Here is an 18,392-nt window from a genome sequence, read left to right on the forward strand (position 1 = left end):
CCCCGCGCATGGGGGCTTTTTGCATGCATACCAAAACGGCCTCTGCATTGGCAGAGGCCGTTGCTTTCCGAAACGTCGGTTTCAGATGATTTTCGCCAGGCTTTCAGCAGCACGCCGCATATCGAGGAAGACCAAGCCCAACTTCGCCTCTTGCCGTGCAAGAACCGTCAACACCGCTTCTTCACCGACCGAGGTCAGAATGACATACCCCTTGTCCCCGCGAATATACACCTGATCCAGAGCACCACGCCCCAATTCAGAGGCAATACGCTCACCCAACGAAAGCATTGCCGCGGACATCGCGGAAACACGGTCTTCTTCCACACCCGTTGGCAAGTCCGATGCAATCGTCAAGCCGTCGGCGCTCACAATAGCGGATGCTTCAATATCGGGGGAATTGCGACGCAAGGAGCGCAACTCTTCCAACATCTGTTCATTTCGCGATCGAACCATGACGTAGTTTCCTCCTCAAGTCAACATTGTTGACAAATCATTGATGTGTGCCCAGTGAATACTGTATTGCTATCACCAAACGTACCATAAGTCAAGGTTTTGGTCAATGGTGCTTTTGTCACATTGGCAATGTTTTTGAGGAAATTTTGTGTTTTGAGTCAGAATGCGCCTTTTGCGTTGTCACAAATGTTCGGATTGTTTCCCACACACGCCGCAACTCTTCCAACGTGTCATCATCTACAGGTTCATGCCCGTACCGTGTTTGAATGTATGTCTGCGTCAGTTTCAAGATAGGTTCACTCAACGACGGCCAAATCATACGGAGTTGCTCCCAATATTCAAGCGGCGTTTGATCGGGGTGGCGTGGATGTCCCACACGTTCGCCAAGAATGAGCAAATTGCGGTACAAATCACGAACGGACTCGGTACGATACTCCGCCCTGCGTGGCCATCGGAAAAAACGCCGCCCGCGAGCCATCAACTTATCAAGAAGTGAGTCCTCTTCCTGTTCCTCCTGCACCACAGTGGTAAAATCGGCATACACATCAGCGTCGGTCTGTTCCTCACGTTGCGTCATCTCAAAGCCCAGCCAGAACAGAAACGCCATTATCGCCATCGGTGCGACAACCCGCAAAACGTTCCACACAGTTCTCAGCCAAGCCCAATTTCCGAATACAGGTTGCGCTTCTTCCGCCATAGGCGTTGGGGGTAGCGGTAGTGGCTGCATCAAAGGGCGCGCATCCGATAGCGCCTCCTGAAATATCCGCAATAAAGGTGAGAGAAGCCAAAGGGTGAAGGCTGCTATGTAATACACCAGATACAAAAAGAGGTCAACAACTTTATTCCCCACAACAAAAAACAATGGGACATTCTCACGAAGCCATGCTATCCCATTGTCAGAGAACAACCATGTGATAAAAGAAGCCGCTATAAACATCACAACAACACCGACGAACAACGTGAGAAACCACTGCGGGGTAAACGGTAAGGCCTCTCCTTTGGTCATCGCACTCACATCTTCAGCACGCGCCAAAGCAATGGCAACAAGCCCGCTCACAAAATACATCACGGGAACCCACCACCCAACGGACGGGCTGTACGTATCAACGAGGAGCGCAGCAAACAAAAACAGAACGCCCAAACGAAAACGATACGAAGTAAATTGAAATTCATAATTGTGAATCAGACGAAACCACACCAGCAAAAAGGCGATTCCCCCACTGGTCAAGGGACTTACGCTCCCCAAAAAAAGAGCCACCGGCGACGCCAATAACTCATACATCTCATGGAGCCCTAACCAGCCATACGTGGGGAACAAAGTCAATTGCAGAAGGAGAAGCGCCAACCCAACAGCTGTACCTCCCAATACAAGCCACTGCCGGCGGTTGGTCCACGTTTCTTGTGCGATGACAAAACGCGAAAAGGTAAAAAGCACGAGCGCGTAGAACCACAGCGCTCCGAAACCTATGTGCGCATCGCCGGGAGCGTGAAGAGCTTCCACCCAGGCGTACACCCACGTCGCTTCAAAAGTGGCAATGCAAAGATGCAAAAGCTCCCAGCGAATGCGTAAAGCCAGTGCGCTACGCATGGGGCCTGTTTACCATCCAAATTCAAGCCGCATAATCAAGCGTTCGGGCAACCCCGCAGCCTGCATGCGCGATTGGGTTTCACCAATGTTGTAGGGCAAACGATAGTAGGTCAGCGCGCCGGTTTCATCATCATAAATCACAAAACTCGACCGCGCGTCACCATCGCGGGGCTGCCCCACTGAACCGGGGTTGATAATGAGGCGCACACCTTGCTTGGCGGCGCTGGCAATCGGCAATGGTTGTTGCAAAGCAGGCAACAATGCTTGGACGTAATCGTCGTCCGGGTCTTTGCGGAAGATAACCGGCTGGTGCGTATGTCCAACGAGGCAAAATGGAGTGTCGAAATGCTCAAAGTTTTCAGCCGCCGTGGCGGGATAAATAATGTACTCCCACACCGGGTGGCGTGGGCTTCCATGCGCCAGGGTAAAAACATCCGCCACATCGTCAATGCGCGGCGGCAACGATTGGAGATATTCAACCGACTCGGGTGTCAACTGCGCGCGCGTCCATTCAACCGCATAACGGGCGTCAGGGTTGAAATCGCTGATATCTATGCGACCGAGCGCCGCCCAATCATGATTCCCTGCCAGACTATACACGGCATGTTCGCGGACGAGTTCCACGCACTCGTTCGGGTTTGGTCCATACCCGACAATATCGCCCAGGCACCACACATCGTCATAGCCATATTGTTTTGCCTGTTCAAGCACTGTTTCCAGTGCCACAAGGTTGGCATGGATATCAGAGATGATAAGGTGTCGCATAGAATGCTCTGCCGTCAGCCTTAAACTTGGTTTCTTCAGACGCGTCGATAATAGCATAAATGAACAACCTTGCGAAAACAACGCCGACATCAACAGAAAACGCTCTTTTGCTCTTTGAAGTCCAACCGTTATAATCCGCTTCGCTGCTTGAACGAGTGGGGGGATAGAAACATCAATGGTGAATGAATGGCTAGGCATCCTTGTCGGTTTGTTAGTGCTTGGGCTACTGGGTATCGCCTGGCAGCGCTACCGGCAAGGCAATCGGTGGAAACACAAAGCCAGTCTCTACGTTGATCTCATTGCAGTCGCTATAACGGCTTTCCTTGTGACTTCTGTCGTTTTGAGCCAGCAAGGGGCAACCGTCGAGGCCACCCCAACGCCGGTCGTGGAGCCCCGCAAAGCCGTCGTCATTCTCACACCAACGCCAACCCTGACACCGACGGCTGCACCGTCGCCTACCCAAACACCGCCCCAGCCAACGGAAACACCTGCGCCACCGCCAACCCCAACCCCTGTTGTGTACGTGGTTCAACAGGGCGATACGCTCGCAGCAATTGCAGAACGGTTTGGCGTTACAGTGGAAGCGTTGCGCGCCGCCAACAATTTGAACAGCGACGCCCTTCAGGTTGACCAGCAACTCATCATTCCACTCACCCCAACACCTGAAACCCAACCCGACGAAACAGCGGTTGCGGCGACAGCAACGCCCGAAGCCACACCCACACCTGTTCCGCCTACGGCAACACCAACGCCGGCTGTGCGAACGTACATCGTTCAGCAAGGCGATACACTCTACCTCATCGCCCAACGCTTCGGCGTCACGATTGACGAGATTGTGCGGCTCAACCCCAACATCAACCCTGACAGCCTGCAAGTCGGACAAGAACTCATCATTCCCTAAAGGTGGGCTATGGCGCCTCTCATCGTCTTCGCATTTGTCATCTGGTTGGGGTTTGTCTGGTTGGTGGTCAACAGCCGCCGCATGGTCCACCGCCCCACCTGGCTCATCATGCTGGATACAGCCGCCATGGTCGCGTCGTTTGCGGTCTTGTTCGCCTTGTTGGCACTTGCCCCGGTGCCGTCTCCCACACGCTCTGAACCCATTGCACAAGCCCCAACAGCCACGCCCGTTCCATCAGCAACGCCAACACCGACACCCCGCCCAACACGCACCGCCACGCGCGCGCCCGTCCCAACCGCCACAGCCACACCCCACGCAACCAGCGCGCCGACTACCACACCGACGCCCACCATGACGCCAACCGAAACACCCAGCGCAACCCCCACCGCTCTGCCACCGACGGCGACGCCCACACCCACACCGACGCCAACCGTCGCGGCCACACCAACGCCCTTTGTGTATGTCGTCCAGCAAGGCGACACCCTTTTGGGCATTGCACAACGCTTTGGCGTCACCGTGGAAGACTTGCGTCTGGCGAACCGCCTCACCAGCGACATCTTGCGCATCGGGCAAGAACTCATCATCCCGCGCGAAGGTGATGTCATCGTCCGCACCTATGTTGTGCAACCCGGCGACACCCTCTATCTCATCGCGCAGCGCTTCGGCGTGAGCACCGAAGAGATCATCCAACTCAACCCCAACATCAACCCGGACAGTTTGCAAGTCGGGCAGGAACTCATCATCCCGTGAAGCGCATGGACTGGCGGGAACTGGCAACCAACGTTCTACGTCGCATCCATCACCTGCGCCAAGAACCGTTTGCGCGCTGGCTCGACGGTCTGCTGCTCGTCCTGGGGGTCTGGCTTGTGCTGTGGGTTGCAACACCCCGTCTGACCCACCCAACACCGCTTGCGCCGCAAAATGCGCCAACGCGCCTGCTTCCCACCCCCGCCCTCGCGCCGCTCGCTCGCATCCCATCGCCAACACCCCGCCCCACATTGCCGCCGCCCCCCACAGCCACGCCCACGCCGACGCCAACCGCCACCCCTACACCGCCCCCCACCACACTGCACACCGTGCAACAGGGCGAAACCTTGTTGCTGATTGCCCGCCGGTATGAGACAACCGTAGACGCCATCCGGCAAGCGAATGCGCTGGAAACCGATTTCCTGCAAATTGGGCAAGAACTCATCATCCCACTTGACCCCAACGCCATACCCAACCCGCCTACGCCCACCCCCACACCAACCGCCACGCCCACACTTGCACCCGGCGAGCAACAGTACACCGTCCAAGCCGGCGATACGCTGTTTGCCATCGCGCAACGCTTTGGCGTCTCCGCCGAACGCATCCAAACACGCAATCGGTTGGACGACGCGACCGCCCTGCGTGTTGGGCAACGGCTCATCATTCCCGCGCCTGAGCGCACAGCGCCCCCAACACCCACCCACGCCCCACTCCAAGCCACACTCCCCGCCCCCACGCCAACGCCCACGCCGCTCCCCGCGCCGCGCCTGCTCGCGCCCGCCAACACCGCCATCCTGACAACCGAAACGCCGCCCCGTCTCATATGGCGCGCACCACCGCTTCCTGAGGACGCCTGGTTTGAAGTCATGCTCTGGCGCGACGGCGAACCACCAGCCGCGCGCGGCTGGACGCGCGCCACCGAATGGGTGCTGACCGAGGACGACCACGGCGCAACCTGGAATTGGCGTGTGCGCATTGTGCAGGGCGTATGGGGCGTCATGCGCCAGCCGCTCAGCCACCCCAGCGAAACGTGGCGCTTCACCTGGCGCTGAGACGCGCCACAACGTGGACATACTCGCTTCTCTCGCCAATCTGGCTATACTAAAAGAGTTGTGAAAAGACGCACAGAAGACCCTCGCTGGAAGGACGCATCCTATGACTGAGACAAGTTTTGCAGGACGCATTGAGCAAATTGATATCGAACACGAAATGCGCGGCGCTTACCTCGACTATGCCATGAGCGTGATTGTCAGCCGCGCCCTGCCCGACGTGCGCGACGGGCTGAAACCCGTCCATCGGCGCATCCTCTACGCCATGTACGATATGGGCTTGCGCCCCAACCAACCCTACAAAAAGAGCGCCCGTATCGTCGGGGAAGTGTTGGGGAAATACCACCCCCACGGCGACAGCGCCGTGTACGACGCCATGGCGCGCCTCGCGCAAGATTTTTCCATGCGCTACCCACTGGTGGATGGGCAAGGCAACTTCGGTTCGATTGACGGGGATTCTCCCGCCGCTATGCGTTATACCGAAGCGCGGCTCGCGCCCATCGCCATGGAAATGCTCGCCGACATTGACAAAAACACGGTTGACTTTGTGGACAACTTCGACGGCTCTTTGCAAGAACCCGTCGTGTTGCCCGCCCGCATTCCCAACCTGTTGCTGAACGGCGCCAGTGGTATCGCCGTTGGCATGGCGACCAACATTCCTCCGCACAACCTGAACGAAGTCGCCGACGCGCTCATCTACATGCTCGACAATTGGGAACGCTTTGACGACATCAGCGTTGATGAACTGACGGACTTCATCAAAGGGCCTGATTTTCCCACCGCCGCCCGCATTTTAGGCACAGAAGGCATCAAAGCCGCCTATGCCACTGGTCGCGGCACAATCACGGTGCGCGCTCGCGCCGAAATCGAAGACCTGCGTGGCGGCCGTCAGCAGATTGTCGTGACCGAAATTCCCTACCAGGTGAACAAATCCTCGCTCATTGAGCGCATGGCGGAACTTGTGCGCCAGGGGCGGCTTGACCAGATTAGCGACATCCGCGACGAAACCGACCGCGACGGTATTCGCATCGTTATCGAACTGAAACGGGGCGCGTTTGCCAACAAAGTGCGCAACCAGTTGTTCAAGTACACCCAACTGCAAGTCTCCTACGGCATCAACATGCTGGCACTCGTCGGCGGCGTGCCGCGCGTTCTCCCCTTGAAGCACATGCTCAAACATTACCTCGACCACCGTATCGAGGTCATTCGCCGCCGCACCATCTTTGAACTGGACAAAGCCAAAGCGCGCGCCCACATTGTCGAAGGGCTGCTCAAAGCGCTGGACGTGCTTGACGCCGTGATTGAGACCATTCGGGCGTCGGCTTCCGCTGATGAGGCGTTGACCGCGCTGGTTGAAACGTTCGGGTTCAGCGAGGAACAAGCCCGCGCTATTCTGGATATGCAGTTGCGCCGTCTGGCGGCGTTGGAACGCCAGAAATTGGAAGACGAGTACCGCGAATTGCAAGCCCGCATCGCGTACCTGACCGATTTGCTGGAACACGAAGAAAAAATTCGCGGCTTGATTCGTGAAGACCTGGAAGATATCAAAGCCAAATATGGCGATGAACGCCGCACCGAGATTATCCCAGGCGCGGACGGCTCGTTTGATGAGGAAGACCTCATCCCCAACGTGCCTATCCTCGTCACGATTACCGACCGCGGTTATATCAAGCGGATTGACGCCAAAACATTCCGCACTCAGCGGCGCGGCGGGCGTGGTGTGAAAGGCATGGGCACGCGCGGCGAGGATGAAGTCAAGGAAATGTTCGCCGCCCGCACGCATGACGACGTGCTCTTCTTCACAAACAAAGGGAAGGTGTACCAGGTGCGCGCCTACCAAATTCCCGATAGCGGGCGCACAGGCAAAGGCACGCCCCTGGTCAACCTCATCAACCTCGCGCCAGATGAAACGGTGACAGCCGCTATTCCTGTGCGCGATTGGGACGCCGCCGACTATTTGGTCATGCTCACACGCTTTGGGCGTATCAAGCGGGTGGATTTGTCGGCGTTCCAATCCGTGCGTTCAAGCGGCTTGATTGCCATAGGACTGGACGACAACGATGAATTGCGTTGGGTGAAGATGACCCACGGCAACGAAGAACTCATCATCGTCACCAAGCAAGGGCAAGCCATCCGCTTCTCCGAAGAAGATGTGCGCCCCATGGGACGCTCAGCGGCTGGCGTCATGGCAATTCGCCTGGAAGAAGGCGACGAAGTTGCCGCAATGGACGTTGTGCAACCCAACGCTGATTTGCTGATTGTGACGGCGCGCGGCTACGGAAAGCGCGTCCCGCTGAGCGAATTCCCCACGCAAAGCCGCTACGGCAAAGGCGTGCGTGCGATTGCCCGCGCCATGAAGACGACCGGCCCGATCGTGGACGCCCGTGTGGTGACGGAAGAAAGCGACATTACCATCATCTCGGCGGAAGGCATCCTCATTCGCACCAAAGCCAAGCAGATTTCGCAAATGGGGCGGCAAGCGCGGGGGGTGCGCGTCATGAAACTCGACGACGGCGACCTGGTCGCTAGCCTGGCGTTGCTGGACACAGCACGGCTTGAAGAAGAAAAATAATTTCGCTGACAGAACAAAGCGGCGCACGTTCAATGTGCGCCGCTTTCTTGTTGAATGTGTTGCCGACTATTCAACCGCCGGCGGGCTCAGCGGCGGAGACGCAGGCTTGCGCATCCGCACCAATCGCCAGAGCGCACGCAAACCACGCCAGCCCACAAATCCCACAGCGCCCACCAACAACACTATCGGACCACCCACCACGAGCAGCCAAATGGCGGCATCTACAACGCCACGCCCCAGGTGCGTCAGCGTGCGCCAGGCTTCCCGCACAGTTTGCATGGGCGACCAGCCGTTTTCTTCAACAATAGGCGTCGGCAAAGCGGGCTGCAAGGTCACTTGCAAGGTCGAAAAGGCGGTGCGCTTTTCCAGCGCCTGGCGTTGCCCCTTCAAGCGCTCCAACTCCGCTTCGACACGGCTCAACTCGGCATTGACACGCAACGCCTCTTCTACCGTCTGCGCCTCATCCAGAAACGCACGAATGCGAGCAGCAGTGGCTTCGAGATTTTGAATGCGGGCTTCCAGGTCAACGTATTGGTCGGTCACATCTTCGCTGCTAATGGCTTCATCGAGCACTTTGCCCAAACGGCGCGCTTGCGCCACAGCCTGCTCAAACTGGTCAACGGGCACAGCAAGCGTCAACTGAGCGTAGGCATACTCGCCTTCATACCAGGTGCGTGAAGCCACCATATACCCGCCATAGTGTGTGGCCAGCAGGGTGATTTGGTCGAGGGTATCGAAAACGTCATCGACTTCCAGCGTCATCGAGCCGGTCTTGATGATTTTTCGATCAAAGAGAAGCGGGTTCGCGCTTTCGGCACCCCCTTCTTGCCCATCCACAAAGGCTTTTTCGCTGGCAACCGCCATCTCAGCGGGGGCTCCTGCTCCCACGGGAGCACTCATTGCCATGTCAGCGGTTTCCGGCGCCATGCGCGCTTCTTCAAAAGAAGCCGTACGGGCGCCGCATGCCGTCAACAGGACGAAGACAAAGCCGAGCACAACAGTTGATAGACGTTTCATGGCACTCCTCCTTGCATATCCTTGGGCTGGTGTGCCTATGAAACGTCACAATGCTGCTCCTTGTTCCACACTTTCCATCTTGAAAGCAACACGCGGCGCATGTTCGCCATGCACCGCGTGTTTTGTGCGCACGCCCGAAAGGTCAGAAGCCCTGCAACCGCGATGAAATGACCGTTGGGGCGACCTGCAAGGCGGCAAACAAAAACCAGACAGGAAGCACCATCCCCGCGGCTTTGCGGCGTGAAAATCCGCTGACAGCCGCCGTGCCATTGATGAGCAACCACCACGACCAGAGTTGCCACACGGTCAGTTTGGTGAGGAAGGTATGCAACGGGTTGAACAGGTCGGCAATCGGTTCGCCACTGGCAACCAGGAACGAAAGCCCTTCATAAATGGGCATCGTTCCCGACCAGGCGACATAGGCGGCTTGCACAAGCAAGCCCACCCCCAACGGAAGCCACGACCACGCCGCCACGTTGAAGAAAGGCGCAAACGTGAGGTCTTCGCCGCCGAGCAATAACGCCAGCCCATACAGCACACCGCCCCAGATGAGCCAACCCACCAGCGTCCCCAGCGTGCTGAGACTCAATTGAAGCGCAAACCCCATGGGCGAAGCAGGGTCGAACAGACCGCCGCGCGCCTGGCGTTGTTGTTCCAAAAGTTGCTCGCGCTCAGCGGGGCTCAATTGGCTGGCGAAGCGCGAATGTGTGAGCACATACTCGGTCACACGTTGTTGCAAGTCCGCTTGCGCCTCGCGCGTGAGCACCGAATGCACCCCCAAAATGAGCACCATCAACAGAGCAGGCACCACCCACGCACGGCGCGCATGAGGCGCAATGTTCCGAAACGTTTCCAACGGACGATCAACCAATCCGACCAAATAGCCCAAGACGGCTTGAGCGTTCATAGAAGCCTCCCGGTGTTCAGTTGCGGACGCTTTTTTTTCTACGCAAAGAAGCGCCTTGTGGTTGGCACGCCACACGCATGCTCATTCGATGAAGATGTCGCCCAGCCAAACGCCGGCGTCCACGGCGTTGCCGGCTTCGTCCACCACCGCCACATTGACAACATCGGGGTATGTGTACATGCCCGCCCACAAAACATAGCGCCCCGGCGTCAAGTCAGGGGGCAGGGTCAACACAAATCGGCTGAGCACGAGGTCGCCCACACGCCAGGCGTAGGCGGGAAAACCGGTGCCGTCGTGCTGGGCATGGCGTGCGCCGCCTTCATCCAGCAGGTGCACAAAAAAGTGATACTCGACGCCCGTCGGTTGCGCCTGGTGTACCCGCCACGCCAGCCAAACTTCCAGTGTGTTGCCAGGTCGGGCTTCTCCGCGCAGCGTGTAGCCTTCAAACGTCACACCGTTTGCCAGCCTCAATGGGCGCGGAAAGCGCGTAAGGTGCCGCCACACCGTCGTGCGCACGTCCGATGAAAACGCCCACACCTCATACGCCCACCCACCGGGCATCACCAGCGCCGTGTGCGCACGCGGGGAATGCCACGCAGCCAGACCATCCAGCAAAGGCGCAACTGATTCAGCATCGGGGGGAATCTCCCCCACGAGATACACAGTGGTAGGCATTTCAGGCAGAGGAAGCGCCCAGGCGCCGTTGGCAAAGCGATGAGGGGTGTTGAACAATAATGCTTCAAAAAGCGTGGGCGCTTCATCAATGAAGGGCGTCAATCCGTCAGTCAGCACCACTACCTCGCCGTCGGCGGCTAACGCGCGGGCGGTATGCGCCGCCTGGCGCGTGTATTTGAGCGGGGCGCCATAGCCGCCGCCTTTGGGGTACGCCTCCATCACGAACCACAAGCGCCCCAGCGCTGCGATATTCCAAGCCCCCCAAACCAGCAACCCCGCGACCAACACCAGCCGCTTGGCGGAAACCGTTTTTGTCGCCAATGAGAGACGCCAATCCGGCAATCGCCGCCCCCCATCAACCAGCAGGAACGCTATCAGCAGGAATTGGACGGGGAAAAGCAGAATGAAATAATGCGGATAGATTGGGCGTGTGGGGCGGCTTTGCAAAAGAACAGGCGTCCAGAACCAGAGCAGCAACACCAGCAAAGTGCGGCGGCGCGTTTCATCACCACGCACCGCCTCTACAAGCGCATACACCAGCGCCAGCGCCAAACAGACCGCAGCAACCCGATCAAGCCACCAGAGGTTGGGCAATCCCGCCAGGTACGCCTCGCGGTTTCCCCCCACAACGGTCAACCCCGCCTTGCTCCCGGTCAGCAAGAACGCATAGCGCAGTGCGGCAGTGGAGAAATGCGCTTCTCCGCCCGTATATTCAAGAAACCCGCGCACCTTCTCCCACCCGTGGCGTGCGTCATGGATGAAATAGGGCGCCAGCAGAAGCCCAAAGAGCACCACCCCAAGCGCCAAAGGTCGCCATGCAAGGCGTCGGCGTCCCATGAACAACGCCAGCACGAGCACAGGGACAAACGCCAACCCACCCAAATGCAGGCTGATGAGCGCCGCCGCTCCCAAAAACGCCCCGCTGAGCGCCCACGCCCGCCCCTGCACAACAAACGCCAGCAACGCCATGAAAAAGAGCACGGTGACGAGCGGGTTGTTCTGCGTCCAGATTTTGCGTGTGTAGTAAACCGACCACGAGTTGACAGCAAACAGATAAGCGGCAATCAGCCCGACGTCGCGCCCCAGGTAGGTGCGCCCCAGCAAGTAGCACATCCAAACCGCCACGCCGCCCAAAAAGCCCAGAAAGAGCACCAGCGCAACGGGGTCAGGCCAGAGACGGAGCGGCAGCGCCGCCAGGTACAAGTGCAAAGGGGGGTGAAACGTGCCCACGGAAGAAATAGCCCCCACTGCGGGGCGGTCGCCTTCGTAGGCAATGGCAAGCGCCCGCCGCACCACATTCGCCTCGTCATACTTGAATTCCACCAGAGTGGGGAACGCCATGCGCAGGAGAAGCGCCAGCGCCACAATCGCCAGCGGAAGCCCCCACGCCGCCAAACGGGACGCCCGCAACAGCCGATGAACCTGCACGCTCATGCGCATTACCGCCCGCGCACTTTTTTCCAGACGAGGCGCGCCGCCGCACGGGCTTCATCCAGCCGCAACAGCCAAACCATCAGGGCATAGAGACCGACGCCCACCAGCGCCGGCACAACCACCGCCAACACCCGCCCCACCAGCGTGGCGGGGAGCATGGGCGTCAGCCCAGCCAGCGCCCCAGCAACGCCAACCGCCATGATGAGCGCGGCAAGCCCCGCCTTGAGTGTCGTCGTCAGCAAACCGCTTTCGTGGAACGTGCCCACATGGCGGCGCGTGAGCCACAACATGATGAAGGCGTGCCCCATCCACTGAATCGAATTGGCGGCGACCAGCGCCATCATGCCGAAGGTGTTGACGAACGAGAGCGCCACGAGCGTGTAAATCCCCACCGCAATCGCCCCGACAATGGCGGGCAACGTGGTGTTTTGGCGGGCGTAAAAGCCAAACACCAGCGGCTGGTCTATGGCGGCGAAGGGCAACCCCAGCAAGTAGAGGCGCAACGCCCGCGCCGTCCATGCGGTATCGTAGGCGGTAAATTCGCCCCGCTGGAACAATAACGCCACAATCGGGTGCGCCAGCACGAACAAGCCCAATGTGGCGGGCAAAATCAACACCAGCACCAGCCGCAAGCCGGTGAAGAGCGTCTGCCGATACGCTTCAAACTGCCGCCGCGATGCCAGTTCAGAGAGATTGGGCAAGACGGCGAGCGAGACGGCGGCGGCAATCAGCCCCAGCGGGAACTGGATGAGCGTGGTGGCGTACCGCATCCACGAAATGCTTTGTTCACCCGTCCCCGATGCGAGGTTGCGATCAATGAAAATGCCAATCTGGCTGATGACCAGCCCCAAGGCAATGGGCAGATAGAGTTTGCCAATGCGCCGCAAAACGGGATGCCGCCAATCAAACGCCAGGCGAATGCGCTGGTCGCGCAAGTCGGGCAGCAGGAGAAGCACTTGCCCCGCCGACCCCAGCAACATGCCGAGCGCCAGGGCATAGATGCGGTGCGGTTCGTCGAAAAAGCGCGTTAGCCAGACCGCCCCGACAATCATGCCGATGTTGTACACCGCCGCCCCAAACGCGGCGAAGGTGAAGCGTTTGAGCGCGTAGAGCAACCCTGTGAGCACGCCCGCGACACTCAGCAGAAGCACCGCAGGCGTCACCAGGCGGATGAGTTGCGTGGTGAGCGCTTGCAATTCGGGCGAAAAGCCGCCGACAAGCAAGACGGTGAGCGCCGGCGCCGTCAATTCAACCAGCAAAACCGCCAGCGAAACCAGCACCACGATGGTGCCCAACACGATGCTCACAATGCGCCAAATCGCTTCGCGGTCCTCGGCGTGTTCGCTGAACACAGGCACAAGCGCGGAACTGAGCAAGCCGCCGATGAGCATGTCATGAATCATCATGGGGATTTGGGCGGCGGCGGTAAAGGCGCTGAACGCCCCACTGGCGCCAAAAGCATTGGCAAAGGCGGTTTCGCGCACCAAGCCCAGCACGCGGCTGGCGATATTCCCCAAACTGATGATGCTTGCGGCGCGCGCAATACCCCGCCGTGAGGGGACAATCACCGGTTGCGGTTCGGTAGCAGGTGTGGCATGCGGTGTTTCAGCACTCATGGCGCGTATCGTTCAACAACGGTGGCAATGAGTTGACTGGTTGAACGTGCCGGCACAGGCGGCACCAACACCACGTCGGCGCCAAGCAAGCGTGCCAGGCGATATTCGGGAAGGGTTGCAGGGGTGTAATCGCCCCCTTTGACGTACACATCAGGGCGAAGTGCCACAAGAAGGTGTGCCGCGGTGATGTCGTTGAATCCGATCACGGCATCCACAACGTCAAGCGCGCTGAGGAGTTCGGCGCGCTCTTCCCAAGGCACGAGCGGGCGCTGTGGTCCTTTGAGCAGACGCACAGCCGCATCGCTATTGAGCCCCACCCAGAGCAGATCGCCTTGGGCAGCGGCGGTTCGCAAAGAGCGCAAATGCCCGACGTGCAACAGGTCGAAGCACCCGTTTGTGAGCACCAGGCGTTTGCCTTCAGCGCGCAAGCGTTCACGTTCGCGCTGTGCATCATCCAATGTGAGAATACGTCCCATAGGTCCGCCTCGTTCATACCGGCGGCGTGGGATGCGCCTGCCAGAGAGATTCGAGTTCGTCGCGCGTGGGCGCGTAGTTGCCCAACACTTGCACCACCAGCCCAGCCGCCAGGTTGGCAAGGTGGCACGCGTCGGCGGGGGCAAGCCCCGCCAGCCGCGCCAGCGTGAGCAGAGCCAGCACGGTATCGCCCGCTCCCGTCACATCGTACACGGTGGCGCGCCGCGCAGGGGGCACATGCCCCGCGGCGTCGGGTGTCGCCCACACCATGCCTTCATCCCCCAGCGTCACCACAAGCCAATGGGCATCACACTGCCGGCGCAAGGCGCGCACGGCGTCCAGCCGCTCGGCGGGCGCATCGGGCAAGTGCGCCCCCAGTTCGCTTTCGGCTTCGGCGCGGTTGCATTTCACCACATCGAACCCTCGAAAGCGCTGCAAGCCGCCTTGCGAATCCACACAGAGCAAAACGCCGTGTTGGGCACGCGCGGCATGGCAAGCGGCGATAACGCCGTCGGTGATGACGCCGTTGCGATAGTTGCTCACCGCAATGGCGTTCACGCGCCCGGCAACATGATGAAGCCGCTCGACCAACAGCGTTTCGACAGGATGATCCAGCGGGCGACGATCCAGATGGTCAATACGCGCCAAATGCTGCCCATGCACAAAACTTCCCTCGGCCACAATGCGCGTTTTCGTCGTGGTGGGACGCGAGGGGTCGCGCACTACCGCCTCGGTGTGCACGCCCGCCCGGTGCAGCAAATCCAGCAGGTCGCGCCCCTGCTGGTCATCGCCGACCACGCCCGCCACCCAAGCCTCCGCCCCCAAACGCGCCAGGTTGACGGCGGGGTTGGCGGCGCCACCCGCCACAAGCGTGCGGCGAGTGCGTTCCAGCACAGGCACCGGCGCCTCGCGCGAGAGGCGCACCGCCCGCCCGGAAAGGTATTCATCAAGAATCAGGTCGCCCAACACAAGCACAGTGTGCTGGACCAAGTTCTCCAGATGCTTCATGGTTGCTTCAACATGGTATTGCGTTCATCACGCGCAGCAGTATACTGCAAATGTGTGGAAACAAAAGCAGATTGTGGAAAAACCGCCATGATTCGACGCACTGATATCGAAGCACGCCTGGCTACACGCCGCTTTGGGCGACCGCTCTACTGGTACGACCGCATTGACTCGACCAATCGCGAGTTGCTGGAATGGGCGGTGCGCGGTGCGGAAGAAGGCACACTGCTCGTCGCCGACGAACAAACCGCAGGACGGGGGCGGCGCGGGCGTCAATGGATCGCACCGCCGGGCACGGGGTTGTTGATGAGCCTGCTGGTACGTCCACGTCAGGCGGTGGGGCTTCTCCCATTGATGACAGGCGCTGTACTGGCTGAAACGATAGAAGCCGTGAGCGGTGCGCGCGCCACGGTCAAATGGCCGAACGATGTCCTCATAGGCGAGCGCAAAGTCGCGGGTGTGCTGGTGGAAACGGTGATACAACGCGGGCAACAAGCGGCTGTGATTGGCATGGGCATCAACGTCAACATGCAAGCGCACGATTTTGAGCGTGTGGGAATGCCCGCCACCAGTCTGCGCCTGGAAACGGGGCAAATTTGGGAGCGGGAAGACCTTCTGGCGGCGCTGTTGCCGCGCCTGGAAACAGCCTACGACGCCTTGCAAGCGGGCGCATGGTCGTTAGACGCCTGGCGAGCGCGCGCCCCGATGCTTGGCAAGCCCATCACCGTCTTTGAAGAGGAAGACGCCTGGTATGGTGTGGCGCTGGATGTGGCCGAAGATGGGGCGCTGCTGGTACAAACCGAAGAAGGTGTGCGCGCCATCTATGCGGCGGATGTGCGTGTGCGTTTTCCTTCGTCAGAAACTTGACGCCACCGCAAAGCCGTCGTAAGGTTGACACAGGAGCGAACTGCAAAGCGTGAGGGACAGCCATGGATTTCAGCCTGTTTACACCCAAACATTGGCTCTTCATCATCAGCGTGTTGATTTTCCTGAACGTGGTTGTGTATGGGTGCTTCCTGCTCTTTTGGGCAGGAAAACTCTGTTTTGGGTGCTAACCCTTCCCCGGTTTGAGACGGCAACGCCCACCCCGTGCATGGGGTGGGCGTTTTGCAATGTACCGACCGGTATCGCCGCAAGTGTACGCCGCCTACCGCAACAGACCATACCGTTGCAGAAGCCCAAACAACAACGCATCGAGCGCGGTTTCGGACGGCACCAACACATGCGTGATGGCGCGCGCCTGACACCACTGCCGCACCTCATCAAGCCAGGCGTTGAGGTGGCGGTGGTACGCATCCAGCAAGGCGTTGTCCAATGTGATTTCCACGGTCTGCCCCGTTTCGGCATCACGCAAGCGCCAATCGCCAAAAAAATCAGGGGTGCGCTCATCAGGCGCCAGAATGTGCAGGATGTTGATTTCAAATTGGCGTGCCAGCAGGGCGCGCATGCCGTCTTGCCAGGTGGGGTCGAGCAGGTCGGTGATGAGGTACAACGGGCCAGGGTGGCGTGCTGCGGCGGCGTATGCCCGCAAGTGTTCGCCCATGTGTGTAGCGCCCTCGGCGCGCGTCTGCTGCAAGAAGTCGAACAACGCCAGTGCGGCTTGCCGCCCACGGCGGGGCGGCAAGGTGTCGCGCGTTGCCCCAAAGCGCGTGAGCGTCACCCGGTCGAGATGGTTGAGGGCGATGTAGCCGATGGCGGCGGCTGTCTGCACAGCCAGGCGCAGTTTGGAAGGCGCACCCCACGCCATGGAACGGCTCGCATCCAAAAGAAGATGGACGGTGATGTCTTCTTCTTCAACAAAGAGTTTGATGAAAAAGCGTTCCAGCCGCGCATAGACGTTCCAATCCAGTTGACGCAAATCATCGCCGGGCACATATGGGCGATAGTCGGCAAATTCCACCGAAAGCCCCCGTTTGGGGCTGCGGCGCTCCCCCTGCAACATGCCACGCCGCACCTGTCGGCTGACAAGCGTCAGTTGTTCCAATCGGCGCAAAAAAGCGCTTTCGAGCAAGGGGGCGTCTTCACGTTGAAGCGTCATGATTTCCCACACCTATGGGCGAGTTTTCCACACTTTTCCCACGTTATCCACATCAAAAACGGCAGTTTTCCACACTTGTCCACAGACTTTTCCACAAGGCTTGTGTTGTACTGGAAACACCACCACAAGATGTTGTGCACCATTTCACAAGGCGGCTTGCGGCTGGACGTGGTCGAGCAAGGTTTCCACAATCGTATCCGTGCTGACGCCCTCGGCGAGCGCCTCGAAGTTCAAGCCAATGCGGTGCCGCAAGGCTGGCGTCGCCACGGCGCGCACATCGTCGAACGCGACATTGAAGCGCCCGTCGAGCAGGGCGGTGATTTTCGCCGCCAGGATGATGGCTTGCATCCCACGCGGAGACGCTCCATAGCGCACATACCGCCGCACGGTGTCGGGGGCGTTGGCGTCGGTGGGGTGGGTCGCACGCACCAGGCGCGCGACGTAGGTCAACACGGCGTCAGCGATGGGGACTTCGCGGGCGAGCGCCTGCATGGCAAGCACGGTTGCGCCATCGGCAACAGTTTGCGCGCGAGGCGTTTCCGCGCCTGTGGTACGCCGCGCGATTTCCACCAACTCTTCCACACTGGGGAAGGGCACATCAATTTTGAAGAAAAAGCGGTCCAATTGGGCTTCGGGGAGCGGATATGTCCCTTCCATTTCCAGCGGGTTTTGGGTTGCCAGCACAAAGAAAGGTTGCGGCAATGTGTGAATCTGGCGGGCAACGGTGACGGTACGCTCCTGCATGGCTTCCAACAGCGCCGATTGGGTTTTGGGCGTGGCGCGGTTGATTTCGTCCGCCAGCACGAGATTGGCGAAAATGGGCCCCGGCTCGAAGCGGAAGAAGCGCCGCCCCTGCTCGTCTTCAGCGATAATGTTCGTGCCCGTGATGTCCGCAGGCATCAGGTCGGGCGTGAATTGAATGCGGCTAAACTGCACATCCAGCACATCAGCCAGCGTGCGAATGAGCATGGTTTTGCCCAAGCCGGGCACCCCTTCCAGGAGGGCGTTCCCTCCCGCCAGCAAGGTGATGAGCACCCCCCGGATGAGCGCCTGCTGGCCGACAATCACGCGCCCAACCTCCTGTTCGATGGCGGCGGCGGTGGCGCGGAACGTTTCGGGCGTCATGGACATGGGTTCCTCCTGCATGGCTT

17 protein-coding genes are annotated in these 18,392 nt (G+C 59.5%); 6 read left to right on the forward strand and 11 right to left on the reverse strand.

Annotated elements, in window-relative coordinates; genetic code table 11:
* Window positions 1-81: 81 nt before the first annotated feature.
* The 3 genes from SE16_RS09660 to SE16_RS09670 form a co-directional block, all read right to left on the reverse strand.
* Window positions 82-453, reverse strand: coding sequence for a roadblock/LC7 domain-containing protein (locus tag SE16_RS09660; protein WP_054491953.1), 372 nt, complete (start codon window positions 451-453; stop codon window positions 82-84).
* A 118-nt stretch (window positions 454-571) separates the two neighbouring features.
* Window positions 572-2,041, reverse strand: coding sequence for a DUF4129 domain-containing protein (locus SE16_RS09665; protein ID WP_054491952.1), 1,470 nt, complete (start codon window positions 2,039-2,041; stop codon window positions 572-574).
* 9 nt (window positions 2,042-2,050) lie between these two features.
* Window positions 2,051-2,806: a metallophosphoesterase family protein gene (locus SE16_RS09670; protein ID WP_054491951.1), complete on the reverse strand. Its 756-nt coding sequence runs from the start codon at window positions 2,804-2,806 to the stop codon at window positions 2,051-2,053.
* A gap of 175 nt (window positions 2,807-2,981) precedes the next feature.
* Here SE16_RS09670 and SE16_RS09675 point away from each other — a divergent pair, with 175 nt between their 5' ends.
* The 4 genes from SE16_RS09675 to gyrA all read left to right on the forward strand — a co-directional run bounded on the left by SE16_RS09675 (window position 2,982) and on the right by gyrA (window position 8,075).
* Window positions 2,982-3,707 carry a LysM peptidoglycan-binding domain-containing protein gene (locus tag SE16_RS09675; protein ID WP_054491950.1) on the forward strand — a complete coding sequence of 242 codons (726 nt, stop codon included), beginning with the start codon at window positions 2,982-2,984 and terminating at the stop codon, window positions 3,705-3,707.
* Window positions 3,708-3,716: 9 nt separating this feature from the next.
* Entirely contained in the window at window positions 3,717-4,457 is a 741-nt protein-coding gene (locus SE16_RS16005; RefSeq protein WP_054491949.1) for a LysM peptidoglycan-binding domain-containing protein, read from the forward strand.
* A gap of 5 nt (window positions 4,458-4,462) precedes the next feature.
* Window positions 4,463-5,506 (forward strand): LysM peptidoglycan-binding domain-containing protein, encoded by a 1,044-nt coding sequence (locus SE16_RS09685; protein WP_161804530.1) that lies wholly within the window; start codon window positions 4,463-4,465, stop codon window positions 5,504-5,506.
* A 103-nt stretch (window positions 5,507-5,609) separates the two neighbouring features.
* Window positions 5,610-8,075, forward strand: coding sequence for a DNA gyrase subunit A (gyrA, locus tag SE16_RS09690; protein WP_054493762.1), 2,466 nt, complete (start codon window positions 5,610-5,612; stop codon window positions 8,073-8,075).
* A 66-nt stretch (window positions 8,076-8,141) separates the two neighbouring features.
* Here the strand turns inward: gyrA and SE16_RS09695 are convergent, their stop codons facing one another.
* The 6 genes from SE16_RS09695 to SE16_RS09720 form a co-directional block, all read right to left on the reverse strand.
* Window positions 8,142-9,092 (reverse strand): DUF4349 domain-containing protein, encoded by a 951-nt coding sequence (locus tag SE16_RS09695; protein WP_054493763.1) that lies wholly within the window; start codon window positions 9,090-9,092, stop codon window positions 8,142-8,144.
* A gap of 142 nt (window positions 9,093-9,234) precedes the next feature.
* On the reverse strand, window positions 9,235-9,999 hold the full coding sequence (locus SE16_RS09700; protein WP_054493764.1) for a YIP1 family protein: 765 nt from the start codon (window positions 9,997-9,999) through the stop codon (window positions 9,235-9,237).
* An 81-nt stretch (window positions 10,000-10,080) separates the two neighbouring features.
* Window positions 10,081-12,108 carry an ArnT family glycosyltransferase gene (locus SE16_RS09705; RefSeq protein WP_160317022.1) on the reverse strand — a complete coding sequence of 676 codons (2,028 nt, stop codon included), beginning with the start codon at window positions 12,106-12,108 and terminating at the stop codon, window positions 10,081-10,083.
* A 5-nt stretch (window positions 12,109-12,113) separates the two neighbouring features.
* Complete coding sequence (gene murJ / locus SE16_RS09710) at window positions 12,114-13,724, reverse strand: murein biosynthesis integral membrane protein MurJ (RefSeq protein WP_060687549.1); 1,611 nt, start codon at window positions 13,722-13,724, stop codon at window positions 12,114-12,116.
* Window positions 13,721-14,200 (reverse strand): adenylyltransferase/cytidyltransferase family protein, encoded by a 480-nt coding sequence (locus SE16_RS09715; RefSeq protein WP_054493929.1) that lies wholly within the window; start codon window positions 14,198-14,200, stop codon window positions 13,721-13,723. Before SE16_RS09715 ends, murJ begins: the two co-directional genes overlap by 4 nt.
* Window positions 14,201-14,213: 13 nt before the next feature.
* Window positions 14,214-15,206: a bifunctional heptose 7-phosphate kinase/heptose 1-phosphate adenyltransferase gene (locus SE16_RS09720; protein WP_060687551.1), complete on the reverse strand. Its 993-nt coding sequence runs from the start codon at window positions 15,204-15,206 to the stop codon at window positions 14,214-14,216.
* Window positions 15,207-15,293: 87 nt separating this feature from the next.
* Here SE16_RS09720 and SE16_RS09725 point away from each other — a divergent pair, with 87 nt between their 5' ends.
* Together SE16_RS09725 and SE16_RS16570 are read left to right on the forward strand one after the other, a co-directional pair.
* Complete coding sequence (locus SE16_RS09725; protein WP_054491970.1) at window positions 15,294-16,070, forward strand: biotin--[acetyl-CoA-carboxylase] ligase; 777 nt, start codon at window positions 15,294-15,296, stop codon at window positions 16,068-16,070.
* Between the two features lie 62 nt (window positions 16,071-16,132).
* Window positions 16,133-16,258 (forward strand): hypothetical protein, encoded by a 126-nt coding sequence (locus SE16_RS16570; RefSeq protein WP_268753456.1) that lies wholly within the window; start codon window positions 16,133-16,135, stop codon window positions 16,256-16,258.
* Window positions 16,259-16,350: 92 nt separating this feature from the next.
* On the opposite strand, the gene SE16_RS09730 is transcribed toward SE16_RS16570, so the two are convergent.
* Together SE16_RS09730 and SE16_RS09735 are read right to left on the reverse strand one after the other, a co-directional pair.
* Window positions 16,351-17,241 carry a DUF58 domain-containing protein gene (locus tag SE16_RS09730; RefSeq protein WP_054491971.1) on the reverse strand — a complete coding sequence of 297 codons (891 nt, stop codon included), beginning with the start codon at window positions 17,239-17,241 and terminating at the stop codon, window positions 16,351-16,353.
* A 144-nt stretch (window positions 17,242-17,385) separates the two neighbouring features.
* Entirely contained in the window at window positions 17,386-18,372 is a 987-nt protein-coding gene (locus SE16_RS09735) for an AAA family ATPase (RefSeq protein WP_152918013.1), read from the reverse strand.
* Window positions 18,373-18,392: the final 20 nt, after the last annotated feature.

Source organism: Ardenticatena maritima (assembly GCF_001306175.1).
Lineage (GTDB): Bacteria > Chloroflexota > Anaerolineae > Ardenticatenales > Ardenticatenaceae > Ardenticatena > Ardenticatena maritima.